Source organism: Spirosoma aureum (assembly GCF_011604685.1).
In the GTDB taxonomy this organism is placed as follows: domain Bacteria; phylum Bacteroidota; class Bacteroidia; order Cytophagales; family Spirosomataceae; genus Spirosoma; species Spirosoma aureum.
On the sequence record NZ_CP050063.1, the window covers coordinates 6,354,984 to 6,368,463 of the forward strand.

The following is a 13,480-nucleotide window of genomic DNA, read 5'->3' on the forward strand; positions in this document are numbered from 1 at the left end:
ATGCCAGGCATTCGCATTGATACCCCGATCGGGGACGGCTGGGACTACTCGCTGGATTCGCAAACCTGGCAGAGCTCACCCAAATTTTCAACCAAGCCCGATGGCTCTGCTTTCGTGGTCGGAACGCTGTACACAGTCCATTGCCGACATCAGGAGCAGAACATCATCAAGGATGTGACCATCATCTTCGGAGAGGACTCCTCCGAGGCCATCTTTGATACGATCGCTAAGCGGGGCACACCCGCTAAACGCGGCTGGACCGATCAGATCCTGCGTTTGATGGGCGGCATTATTTCGGATTTGCCGACAACGACTGATGCGGATTATGCAACGGTGGTGATTGACGATCTGGGTAAAATGTGGCGCAGAGGAGGCAAAATCCTCGACTACATCCGGGTGACTGGCCCCAATGCGTTTCCCAAAAATCAGACGGGTCAGTTTGTGGCCACGGCCTACTATACCGATGGCACCAGCAAACCCGCTATTGGCGCAGTCTTCACCGTACAGGGGGTTGATGCGACCATCAACTTTGCCAGTGGTTTGATGACGCCCGGCCCCAACGCCGAGGTCGGTGGAGCTTATACCGTTACCGCCACGTTTAACGGCAAAACGCACTCAAAAGGCACCACGCTGACCGATCCAATTATCGCCTTTACGGTGGCGGGTGCACCGAAATACTTCGAGCCAGTCGGTCTTTTAGGCCCCAATTATGACGGCTCGTTGGATGTGGTCAACTGCTTTCAGATCACGGGCTGGGTGGCCGATCTCAACCACCCCAACATTCCCGCGCAGGCAAGAATCTACATTAATGGCATTCTGGCCACGACAATCACGGCCACTCAATCGCGTTCCGATGTCAGCCAGGCTAACAACCTAACCAATACGACGGGCCATATTTATGGGTTCTCGTATAATGTGCCGAGTTCGTTCCGGAATGGCACCGCCATTACCGTCGAGCTGAAGCCGGTATCCGGGAACAACGCCTTCCGATTCTCGCCAAAAACCTCCGCTGAGGCTTGTCTGGATCTATCGAACCTGCTCAATGTGGCTCAAAGCAAAACCGTCACGGCTGAGTTTGTGGGCTGGAGTGATGACTGGCTACCAGCCCACCTGACCGATGACAATAACGCAACCGGCTGGACTTCGTCCTGTATCGCTGAAACGACACCGTCTACCATTCAGATTGATCTCAATGGGACAGCGGCTCCCCAGACGATCTCAATTATGCCGCATCCAGCCGGGGATGGCGCTACCTGGCTACCCTTCGATTATGTGATTTGGGGATCGCTCGACGGAACCAGCTGGTTTGTGATGTGTACGGTCTTGAATCAGTCCCGAACATCGGCAGAAATCGTACTGCCGGTGGAAAAGGATCTGTCGAACAATTACCGAACCGTTCGCTACGTCAAACTAGTCACCAGTCGGAATGCTCTGGAGGCAGGCGGCTCCGGATGCGGCTACGTTCGCTTTGGTGAAATTCGTGTGCTGGCTCCCACCTTCACACCGTTGGATGGCCCGGCACAAAACCGTCAGCCCCAAAAGCTGGTGTTGTTTGGTGATTCGGGGATGAACGAGGGGACCAACAAAGACTACCAGGTCTTTTTGTTCTACACGAACGGGGATTCCGAAGATGTCACGACGCTGGCCACGCTCTCGATCACCGGCACGGATGTGGGTTTTGCCTTGGTCGGTAATCAGGCCCGGTTGACGGCGGCTACCAACAGCACCGCAGGCGATACCCGGACGGTGACGCCGAAGGCCAGTTATCTGGGTCTGTCAGCGACCAAGGACGTCAACGTCTATGATGCCTCGATTACGGTCTATATCGTGAGCTACCGCATTGATCGGATCGAAGATTCAACCACTATCACCGAGGGCGGAGCCGCTGGTACCTTCAAGATCACCGCTGAAATGTCGGATGGATCTACCCAGCAATACACCCAGGCGGGCGCTTACGGCATCATTGCTCCCTATCCCGATGGCATGACGGCCACTACGGGTGCCAATGCGATCGGCACGGTGACCCTGCCAGCCGGTTCGATCACCGCGAATCTCAACAGTGTGCTGCGCTTCACCTTCCCGGCCGGCGGTGGGTTTATCGAAAAAACGATTGCCCTGGTCAATGTAGCCGACACCGGTCCAAGCTTCACGGGCTACGACATAACAGGTGATCTGACCCTGAATGAAAGTGCCACGGCGACTGTCACCGGCAACTACCAGGTTATTGAACGCTACGACGATAACAGCACCAGACTTTACACAGGCGGAGGTGCTTACTCGGTGGATCCGGCCTATCCGAATGGACTAAGCTATGCGACTGGCTCCGCGGGTACCGGAACCGTGACGCTGCCGGCTAACAGCATCACGGGGGATGTGAATATTACCCTGCGATTCACCTTCCCCGGTAATAGCACCATTACCAAGACCGTGCAGCTGGTTAATGTGGCCTCACCGGCCCAGCCCAGTAAAATCATGGCGGTCGATTTCCGCTACTTCCACGATGTATCGGCCACCTTCCACTGGTATGTCAAAACCGATATAGCCGCTGGAGTCCAGTATACGGTCGAGTGGCCAGCTCAGGGCTCCTATGCGGCTCAGATTAAAGCCAACGGGGGCTGGCTCAATGGCGCTGACTTTGACAACGATCCGGCAGGCTATCAGAAAGTGTGTGCCCTGATCCGGGACACCCCCGCTCAGTTCAAGCTCTACCTGCGCACAGTGGATAATCCATCGGTGGAACTCCAGCTCACCATCAACCGGCCAAGCAGTAGCCAGGCCCGCCAAACCATCTATACCGCACCCTGACTATGGCAGTAACTGACTTCGACTATGTGCCGATCACGGTGAACGGCATGAGCAAATTTCTCCAGGTAGCCTTTGGCGCTGGCTGCGCGGTAGTATCGGGCAACCTGCCACCGGGCTTTGTGCTGGTGGACGTGGTGCCTGATGCGCCCGCTGGCTTTCAGTTAAAAACCCGCGATTGTGGCGATCCCAATGAAACGGAGGCCATCTACGATCCGGCGCACCCACATGGCAACGGAACCAATAATCCATTACCGACCGATGGTTCGGCCTGGCCGAATGGCGACCCCAATGATCACGACGATCTGAACACGAAAGTCACGTTCTCCAACCCGGTTATCCTGATCGATCAAATACAACCCTAACATGAAAAAGCTGCTTTTACTCTGGTTGCTGATCAGCAGTAGCCTTCAGGCTCAGACCTACCGACCGACCCTGCGCGAAAACGGCAACGACTATACCTACGCTCCTCAGGAAGCGAAGGCAGTCGTCAACTGGAAGCGGTTCCCCAGATTCTCCATTAATAAGGATTGGATCTACTGGGGCCCACGTTTTGTCAAGCGGAGCGGAGACATCGGCCAGTGGGACGATGATTTTCTGACGCATGGTTTTCGGCAGTTAGTGCCCAACCTGAACTATTCCGGAACCGGCAATGATGCCGTCAATAATCAGGACATTCTCAACAATGCAGGCAGTGCTTACATGGGCTATGTGCTCATGCCAGGCACGGCTAGCCAGATGCCGGATTATTTAAAAAATCCGTATAACGCTTTACCCGCCGGTGATTTAAAGGACAAAATCGGCCAGTATATCAACTCGTTGATACCCGTCACCGACCCCACCGCCGCCAAACTAATGGGCCACTGGATGGGTGATTTGATTAAGAATTCCATCTGTGGGGGTAAAATCCCAAAATGGGTGACGATCGATGAGGAAAGCGCCCACTACTGGGATGCCGGTGGCGAAGGCTCACTTCGCCTATTTGTGGGCTATCTCTACCAGGGGATTCTGGAGGTCTGCACGACCAGCAAAGTGTTTAGTTACGGCCCCAAGCCGATCCATGCACCAGGCTACAATGGCTATGCCGACATGGGGCGAAGCATTGGTGGGTATTTATTCACCGAGCACCCCATTTATGGACCAAATTTCTGGTGGAGCACAGGCAACACTAGCGCCCCCTTAGATGTCAATAACCCGCTGGCTGTGGCTTTACGAGCCAACGGCGGTGGTGTGGCGGCTGGTGATCATTACTGGCGCACCACCATTGGTGCGATGTCCACCATCTACAAGAAGGATCCCCAGGGTGGCTATGTAATGGTTGCCGGTCGACGCGTTCTGCGCACGGATAACTCAACCACAACCCTCTTCGGTAAAACCTTTACGGTGTATGGGTCTGATCCGAATTACTTCAATCAGAATGAATACGAGTATCATACGAACTGGATCTATGAGGAAATGGCTGGCGAAGAAGCCAACCGTTTCTGGATGAATGGCCGGACGTATGCGCTACGCAAGAATGATCGGAGTTCAGACTTTACGGGGGTAATGCTCGGTGACTGGTATAGGACCAACACCGAGGAAGCTAACGCGCCGGGCCAGGGCGATCCCCGGCCGATCGATCCGGCGGCTCAGGAGCGAGGCACCATTTTTAGGGCCTTGATGCATGATGCTGAATTCCTCTGGCATGGGGAATATCTCCAGCGAGGCCCCACCAATTTTGACTCTCAGGCCGTGCAATTGCCCGGCGTAACCGTCAATAATGGCGGCTATAAAACGAATCTAGGCCAGTTCGAATACATCGTCAAGGGCTTGCATCGGTACAGTGAATTTGAAGGCCGTCCCTGGGGCAATTGGTATTGGATCCGGCCCCACCGGGGTATCGATGTAAATGCCGATAAATGGAAGGAGCCAGCCATAAGAGGGCGGCTTTCCGAAACAGGCAATCACGTGCAGCTCTTTGCCTGCTGGCCCATGCTCGATCCCAGTGATGTGGTTCGGGTTGATGTCTGGGTTGATACGGGTACCTGGAAGTCGGGCTCGACCCATTTTAACATCACCGGCCAGAATACCTATCTCGATGCCTGGCAGATTCCCGACGTGCCGAACGGGACGACCATCCTGCCCCAGCACCTGCGCTTTCGCTTCACCACCCCACTGCTTCAAACACCCGAGACCTTCACCTGGACCGGTGATTATCGGTTCACAGCCAGCAATAGCGAGACCATCCCCGCTGCTCTAACCAATTAGTGCCTGATTGCCCCTAACCCGTACAGTACTTCTCCATGAAAAAGTTACTCTCCTTATTGGCTCTGTTGAGCCTGGCCCTGGCTGGGTTTGCTCAGGAAACTGAGTACTTCATCATCCGAAAAAAGAATTCGACGATTGACCTCTATAAGGTCTCCGCCACCCGCGACGTCTCGACCTATCCGAGTAACGATCAGGGGTATGAGTCCTTTCGTCAGGCCGTTTCCAATGGACTGGTCGTTCGCTATACTGAGGATGGTTGCCCCATCCCAATCGGCGTCCGGGCTCCTTTAACCAAACCGACCTGTGCCACTGTTATTTCTGTGGCCTACAACCAGACGTTTCAGGCCGAAGCGGCTGCCGGCTCCGGAGCGGTGTACGACAAACCCGGTGCTGAAGGTGGGCAAATTAAAGACGGTGAGCTGACCTATTCGGTGTCCAGCATTCCGGCCCCTGGGAGTTATACCATCACCTTAACCTATCAATCGAACAGCTCGCCCCCCACGGCGGTGGTCAGTGTCAATAACGGCTCACCCACCTCGATTCCTCTGAACGCCACGGGGGGCGTTTTAAGTACGGTTTCAGCGACGGTACCTGGCTTTACGGCAGGTACCAACAGTGTAAAAATTACCCCGAACGGCTACTTTGCCTCTGACAAGATCGTGGTCAGTCGGGCGGGCTCGACCACCGTTACCAATCCGGGATCAGGCACGTCCACCAACCCTGGCTCCACTACTGGTCTCTTAGCGTTTCAGCACGGCTATTTTTGGGGCAATAGCTTCAACCGGGTTGGTGTTATTCCCAATTCGCAGTGGACAGCTGAGCGGGGTATGGCCGCTTCAGATCTGGCTCACGATTACTGCCATGTGCTGGAGACAGCGCTGAAGACAGCGAACCCCAACTTTTCGGCGTATGTCACAGCGGGAGGCAGCGTTTTCGAAGGCTCGTATCTGGGCAATCAGTATCCCTACAGCAACTATATAACCGGGAATCTGAATTACAATTTTAACAACAGTCCGCCCCAGTTTGATCTGCTCGTATTAAGTATTGGCGAGAACATTAACGAAGCAACGTTTAACAAAACGGAGTTTTTCGCGGGGCTCGACCAGGTTATCTCGACCGTTCCTAAATCGACAACCTATACGGTTGTTTTACGCAGTAGCTTTTGGGGTGGTCATACCACCTCCAGTGCCGCCCTGCAGGAGTATGCGAGCCTGCACAATTACAAGTTTGTCAATTTTAGCGATCGCATTGATTACCCAGCCTATCAGGCAACGACCGACCCTTTAGGTGTTCCGTATTCCGATGCGGGGATTCGGTCGCACTGGAACGATGCGGGTCATGCCGAAATAGCAGCCCGAATTGCGGCTCAATTAACGGGAACCACCAGTACGACACAGCCTGGTGGCGGTACCGGTGGCCAGATTGCCACCAATGGCGGCTATGGCAATATTTGGGGGGCCAATACCAACTATGTCGAGCTATCGGAAACCACCCGGCCAAACCCCGCTGATCAGTTCCCGCGTTCGTTTTTAACCAACAGCATCGGTGCCCAGATTGCGGTCAATACGCAGGTGGGTTCGGTGGTTGACTTACTCTCGTTCCCTGATGCCAGCTCCGGCAAGAACCTGGTTAACTCACCGGTTTGGGGCAACGGCAAAACCGATGCGGGTCGCCAGTTAATGTGGAGCTGGTATGCCAACCCGTCTGGTGCCTATGATCCGGCTCACCCGGATCAGACCGAGGGACACTATGAGGAGAATGGTCAGTCGACGGCCCAAATGCATCCGCCTGGTTCGGGTTCAATTGGTTATAACCCGGTCATGGGTGGTGATGCGGGTCAGAATCCGACGTACGGTATTACCCACAAACATCACAACGATGGGTCTACGATTTACATTAAATCGCAGGGTCTCCAGTGGGACATGGTGGGCATTTTCGCCAAGGCTTACACCGAAAACTGGATCAGTAAAGATCCGACGAGCAATCGAGCCTTCCGGATTCATGCGCGTTTGAGCCTGTTCCGGGATGATCCGTGGGCTTCTAAATTCCCAACACCCCGCCAGCAGGAGGCTCCCTGTCTCTATCAGGTAGTCGATTACCGCGATATCTATTACTGTGCCGGCACGCCTTATACGAACGCACCGCTGACCAATTACCCGATTAATTCGGAAGGGATTCAGCAGCCCGTTTTGACATCAGAACCGTTTCTATTGGCCAAAAACCCAATGAATGGTCGGTGTCTGGTGCTGATGATGTACACCAGCCGGTGGACCGCCGGTAAGTTCAACAACGAAGGCTTTACGACATCGACGAGCGTTCAATTTCCTTCCTACTACATCTCGGCAACTCCGCAGCTTTCGCTCGATCCCAACGGGGTTTATGACTTTGACAGTGCCGTGGGTGAATTTGCTAATGAATCCGATGCGCGGGCTTGGGTGAATGCGCAGCCGCACTGGGATGGTCATCCGCAGTTTGTGTTCAATACGCCTTCACGTCGTGGTTTTCTCTATCACAATTGTCAGGATCAGCGGGAAAGTAATATCACAAACAAGCTGGTGATTACCCCGATGTTCAACAACGAGAACAACGGTAAGGATATGAACATCGGCCCGCCTGAAGTGTGGGTGGATGCGACCAACAATAAGCACATCTACATCAAGGGAGCCTTCACATCAACCACCAACACGATGTGGCTCCGCTACCGCAAAGCTGGCCCCGGTACCGGACAGGAGTTCTATAAAGAATTCACCCTGCCCAACATCACGGGTCAGGTTGGTGTGGTCGATATCGACATGTCAGGTGATCCCAACTGGTCGGGCAACGTGGCCAGCGTGGCCATTTCGCACCGCTCTCCCTATCCGGACGTGACCAACGAGAAATGGGAAATCTATTACTGGTCTTTCGGCACTCACCTGGGCAACTAAATCAACTCGCCATGTTAATTAATCCAACTCCGAATCTAGAGCCGTTCCGCACGCATGCGGACTACATCAACCTGGCTAAACTGTTTTATGCAGCGGTCGGCATTCTGCTGCCGCACGAGCCCTTCTTTCAGAAGGAAATATCGGAGCACTGCGCGGGACACCATCTGCCTCCCTATGCGTTGGAGCTGTCCTATGTGCTGAATAACCCCTCGGCCACAACCGATCAACTGCTGATCTATCAGTATCAGAGTGAGCTCCGGTTTGCCGAGGATTCAGAGCGGCCCATTCTCGACATCCTGATCGCGGTGGTCAAGGCGTTCCGGCACACGGTAACGCCAGCCCATCACATCTATTAACTGCAACCATTTCAACTACCTATAGAATGACAACAAGTGAATTAGCAGCCATGGCTGGCCAGTGGAAACTGGATGCTTTCTACAACGATGGTTCTGGCTATTTTTCCATTTACTTCTGGAATGTGGCTCACCCTTCGTGCCCCATTTCAAACTCTTGGATCTATGTCGAACAGTGGCCAGATCTTCGACATGGCACCCTGACGTTTAACAACCTCACGCAGTGTGCAGCGACTTCGACCAGCTCTATCAATGCCGCTGCTGCCATTAACTCAATCGAGTTTGAGACAATGACCAACATGAGCGGTGAGCAGGTGCAATGGTATTGCAATGATGATTCGTTGCCCTTCAGCTTTGGCCGTGGTATGGTCGATAAAAATTACAGAGTGTATTTCCAGAATGGTGGAAACACAATGGTTTGGGAACATGACTATTACGATAGTCAGGATAATTATGTGACCAAAGCAATCGTCTGGGTTCGCGCCAGTGGTGGCCCTTCAATTCCGTAATCGATTCCATGAAAAAACTGCTGTTTCTGTGGCTGGTGTCGGTATCGGCACTGGCCCAGACTCCAAACCGCCCACTGGAGCTGAACTATTCGGGCTATCTAGGCAACCCTGTTGAGGCAACCATCAACCTGGCTCCCTCCGACACAAGCCAGGTGATCACGGCTCGAGCGCTGGAGAGTGATTTACTGCAGGCCGGGAAAGTGAGTCCACAGCCCGTCCTGAGTCGGGACGGATTGAACCTGAAAATCACCTTTCCCGCCAGCAACCTGGTCCGGGCATTTGTTGAGGTAAAAATTGGTCCCCTGATTCGCTATGCGGGCTGGTTGCAGGCCAGCAAAACGCCAACGTCTGCCCGAACGCCAACGGCGGTCCAGTACATCACCCTGAAGGGCGATACAGGCCCCGTCGGTCCGGCTGGCCCCAAGGGTGACACGGGTGATCCAGCCAGCAACCTGGTGCAAAGTGTGGCCGGTCGACAGGGCGCTGTCCAGTTGATGTTTGCCGATCTGATCAGCCATCCGGGAACGCTGGCAGGCTATGGTATTACAGATGCGTACACCAAAAGTCAGACCTACACGCAAGCTGAAGTTACTACGCTTTTACAGGGCTATTACCTGCGCGTAACGGTCGCTACAAAAGCCCTGGCCAATGCAGCCGCAGCAGGCCCCCAGCCTAAAATCATTACAGTCACCACGGATGAATCAGACGGCAATCGAACCAATAAGTACATCTATGACGGCGACAATCAACCCTTGCAATACCCTCTTTTTTAAGATGAAAACGATACTCGCACTCCTGTTTTTGGCCAGTACTGCCCTGGCACAATCCATTCCAAACCGTCAGGTTGATATTGGCGTATTGCCTCCGGTTAAGGTAACCAATAATGACCTGCACATCCGTTCTGTGGATGATCGGGCCTACCGCATTTTGAAGGAGGGCCATTTGCCTAATATGTCGTTTGCCAGTACGCAGACGGGAGCTAGTCGTACAGTGCGAACACCCGGCAGTTCTGGCCCCTCGACAACATTTATAGTAACGCCAGGCTGCGTACTGGCCGATGGCGAACTGATTATCCAATCTGATCAACCACTGGCCATTGCGGGCTTCATCAAACATGGAAACTATTCGGCTTCCAATACGGTAGGCGGGTCTTCGATCCCGCTGAATGTCATTGCAGCACCAGGTAATACATACCGGGCTACCCTGCCCAAATACCTCTATGAAGGTGCCCAGATCACTGTTTTCAGCCAATATTTAGCCCCACGTATCGTCAGTGATTCCATTAAGGCTGCGGCCGTCACGGCCATGGTCAATGGCACCGAATTCACCAATCACCAGGTTTGGAATGCCCGTAAGGTTTGGTTGAATATCGGCGATAGCATGTCGGGGGCGAATGCGATGGGTAATGATGCCGGTGGTAAACGTTACATGGGCCGTTGGCATTATTCGTTCGTGGGGGTGGACAGTTTAATCGCTGAAGGAAAAATAACCCGCCTGGTCAATCGACACCTCGACTCGGGAACATCCACCGATTTGGTGGAAGCCATCCGGAACGGTACACTCGATGACATTCCCTTTGATTTGCTGACAGTGTTTGTGGGCTTTAACAATGCCGGCTCATCGGCGGTCAACCAGCAGTTTACCGATGAGCTCAACGAGATCATTCGCTGGCGGAACCGGCAATGGAATATCCGCTTAGTCGATGACCCAACGGTCCCCAAACCATCGATCATACTAATTGGAATGCCCGTCACGGACAAGACGCCCTATGTCTCAAACGTAGCTGGCTACCGGTCGGCCATGAGTGCGCTGGTCTCGACAGCCAACCGAGTCTATTACTATGATGCCAGTACAGCCTATAGCCTGAATGCCACCGCAACAGCGGACGTGAATATTTCCAGTGCCGATCGCACCGCTACCAACCGCGTACATCCGTCGGGCATTGGCAGTACGCTCATCGGAAAAGGACTTTACGCCATCATCAAGACAACACCCTTTTATTCATCGTTCTAATGATTGCCATCACTAACGAAGCGGGCGAAACACTTCAGCTGTTCGGCGATCAGAATCTGATCACCGAGCAGGCCGTCGCCTGGCTGACGGATGATGAGCTGCCAGCTGAGATTTCGTATCCGATCGATGCGCCGTTAAACGATGCCAACAAACGCTTTGTGGGCTATGGCTACCGGGTAGATGCGGCTCTGCCTCGCCAGACCATGCCGGTGACAGTACAGATGGAGGGCGTGCTGTATCGCCGGTGCATCTTTGCCTTCAAAGTACAAAACGGCAAACTCAATGGGTATCTGAAAATCGACAGTGCCGAGGTGTATGACAAACTCCGGCGGCTTACGCTGCTCGAAGCCCTGCCCGACGTGATTCGGTTAGGAACGGGTATTATCGATGCGGTTAATACCGTGACGCCCATTCTGGCTGATCGGATGAAAGCGATTGCGGCCATGCCTCCGGGGCAGTTTCCACTCACGTTTTTTCCGATTCGTAACGAAGGCTTTTGGGAAGACACGCTCGATAACGTCAAGCTGCCTGGCTTCACTAAACAAACCTATGTGAATGTCTGGCAGCGGCTCCCCACTGGTCAACCAGGCTTTCATCAGGATGGTGGCTTTGTTCCGAATGAAAAAGGCTTTACGGTCGTACCCCAATTTTATTTATCGTGGGTGCTGGAGCGTATCATGGCGCTGGCTGGCTACCGGATCGAATCGAGCTGGCTGGCCAGTGAAGAAGTGCAGCGGTTAGTGATCGTCAACCAAACAGCCATGAACTGTAAAATCGGGCCAATTTTTTCCGATCCGGCTGGGATTCTACAGGGCCACCGGGTGACCGCTGGTATGCACCTGCCCGATATGAGTGTAAGCGATTTTTTAAAAGCCATCAAAGGGCGATTCGGGCTGGTGTTTGGATTTAATTCCAATACCCGCACCTGCTACATGGAACGCTTTGTGGATATGGTCCGGGCGGGAGCGGCTATCGATCTGACCGAATATCAGTCCGGCAATTACGACATCGACGAGCCCGATCTGAAAGGTTTTTCGGTCGCTGAGTTTATCGATTCGGGAGACGACCTGTATAAAGATCAGAAAGGCAATCTCATCCAGCCCGCTCCTTATGTTTCGGGTAAAGGTGGACAGCCGATTAGTCTGAAAGTCGGTACCTGCCAGATGATCATCGATCCATCACCGCTGGCTCCGACTGGTCAGACCGCGCAGTGGCAGGTTCCTACCTTGCGTCAGGCGGGCAATACACTCGATTTAAATTACAAAGTATCCGAGCGCTCATTGAACGATCAGGGCAAACGGCAAAACGATATCGGGCTGAAACTACTCTCCTACCGGGGTATGACCCAGGACAGCGCCGGGCATGCCTACCCACTGGCCACCAATGATGTGCGTGACGGCCGACAGATCATAACCGGTTCGCAGGCGCTGACGATATCGGGCTGGTATGGAGCCTGGCGGCAATTTCTGAGAGCTTATTATTATTTCCGGGATAACACCCAGAAAGTGTCGGTACCGCTCCTGCTGCCCGTGGCGGTACTAGCTCAGCTCCAGTTGCACCGGGCTGTGGCACTCTGCCTGGAGGATCAGATCCGCCGAATTTATCTGGTATCGAAACTGCAGGCCGATTCGCCGGGTCTGGATGGAAAATCGATGGTTCGGCTCGAAGTACTCAGTCTGCCCTCCGGCATCGATCAATCAGCGGACGTCGATGATCCAATCGTGTGGATCGAATGGATCGCCAGCGCTGAAACGCGTACGGGCAGTATTGGCGATGAGACGACGGTGAAAACCTACACGGTCAAATTTTGGGCCGATCAGACCAAAACCACGCCAGCTGTCGTCAATAATCTGGATCTGACCATTCGTCGGAAACGATGGATTGGCTACGATGCGCTGACCAATCAGTTCCGCGAAGTGTATGATGAAGGACAGCTCCACTATACCGCCAATGGCACCACGCAGATTTTGGAAACCAATTACATCATTATGCAGGTCAGACCCGTCATTAATGATACAGGCTCCAAACCGAACTCGCTCCGCCAAACGCTCCAGCTCGATCCGGGAGATGGCTATAACCTACTGACATGACGAATACGGAGCTGACCTATCGGGATCTGGATATCAATCAGAAGATTAACCTGAAGGGCATCCTTCAGGGCTGGAATGGCATTACCGTCGAGCGGTTTCAGGGCGAGCTGGCCGAGAAAGTGTATGCCACCCCGATCCGCTCCAGCCGTCGTCGGGCCAAACGCCGTCGGATCACCGGTGCCTTGATGCGTGACTGGCGGAGCCGGGTCTATGGTGATTCCGAAGGTGGCCTGCTCGGCTCACAGATTAGTTTTTTGATCCGTGGTCGGTTTGTCGATATGGGCGTCGGCAATGGGATCGATGCGGCTGAAGCTAAATACAACCGGGTGCGCAAAAACGGGGAACCCATGGTGCGCAGACCCAAACGCTGGTACAGTAAACGGAAAGGGTATGAAACCCATCGGCTACGTGAGTTGCTGGCCAGGCATTATGTCAACACAACCCTGGATGCCCTGGAAAGCTATCTGGATGGATCGGTAACGATTCACGTTTAACAACCTCTTCTCTCTCTTACATCAGTGCCTGGCGGAGACCTAACCCGA

The 13,480-nt window shown here is 53.7% G+C and carries 10 protein-coding genes; all 10 read left to right on the forward strand.

Going from position 1 to position 13,480, the window contains the following annotated elements; genetic code table 11:
- From G8759_RS25225 to G8759_RS25270, 10 genes are read left to right on the forward strand one after another with little or no spacing between them, the layout of a single operon-like run.
- A complete protein-coding gene (locus G8759_RS25225; protein ID WP_167214438.1) occupies positions 1 to 2,805 on the forward strand; it encodes a discoidin domain-containing protein in 2,805 nt (934 codons plus the stop codon).
- A gap of 2 nt (positions 2,806 to 2,807) precedes the next feature.
- Positions 2,808 to 3,167 (forward strand): hypothetical protein, encoded by a 360-nt coding sequence (locus G8759_RS25230; protein WP_167214441.1) that lies wholly within the window; start codon positions 2,808 to 2,810, stop codon positions 3,165 to 3,167.
- A 1-nt stretch (position 3,168) separates the two neighbouring features.
- The gene (locus G8759_RS25235; protein WP_167214444.1) at positions 3,169 to 5,049 is read left to right on the forward strand and encodes a hypothetical protein; all 1,881 of its coding nucleotides are present in this window, start codon (positions 3,169 to 3,171) and stop codon (positions 5,047 to 5,049) included.
- Positions 5,050 to 5,084: 35 nt separating this feature from the next.
- Entirely contained in the window at positions 5,085 to 7,973 is a 2,889-nt protein-coding gene (locus G8759_RS25240) for a hypothetical protein (protein ID WP_167214448.1), read from the forward strand.
- Positions 7,974 to 7,984: 11 nt separating this feature from the next.
- Complete coding sequence (locus G8759_RS25245) at positions 7,985 to 8,329, forward strand: hypothetical protein (protein ID WP_167214451.1); 345 nt, start codon at positions 7,985 to 7,987, stop codon at positions 8,327 to 8,329.
- Between the two features lie 26 nt (positions 8,330 to 8,355).
- The gene (locus G8759_RS25250) at positions 8,356 to 8,835 is read left to right on the forward strand and encodes a hypothetical protein (protein ID WP_167214454.1); all 480 of its coding nucleotides are present in this window, start codon (positions 8,356 to 8,358) and stop codon (positions 8,833 to 8,835) included.
- 8 nt (positions 8,836 to 8,843) lie between these two features.
- Positions 8,844 to 9,608, forward strand: coding sequence for a hypothetical protein (locus G8759_RS35715; protein WP_197933049.1), 765 nt, complete (start codon positions 8,844 to 8,846; stop codon positions 9,606 to 9,608).
- Position 9,609: 1 nt separating this feature from the next.
- Entirely contained in the window at positions 9,610 to 10,848 is a 1,239-nt protein-coding gene (locus G8759_RS25260) for an SGNH/GDSL hydrolase family protein (protein WP_167214457.1), read from the forward strand.
- Positions 10,848 to 12,938: a hypothetical protein gene (locus G8759_RS25265; RefSeq protein WP_167214460.1), complete on the forward strand. Its 2,091-nt coding sequence runs from the start codon at positions 10,848 to 10,850 to the stop codon at positions 12,936 to 12,938. Before G8759_RS25260 ends, G8759_RS25265 begins: the two co-directional genes overlap by 1 nt.
- Positions 12,935 to 13,432, forward strand: a complete 498-nt coding sequence (locus tag G8759_RS25270) for a hypothetical protein (RefSeq protein WP_167214463.1) — start codon at positions 12,935 to 12,937, stop codon at positions 13,430 to 13,432. The genes G8759_RS25265 and G8759_RS25270 overlap by 4 nt, the downstream gene beginning before the upstream one ends.
- The last annotated feature ends 48 nt before the right edge of the window (positions 13,433 to 13,480 follow it).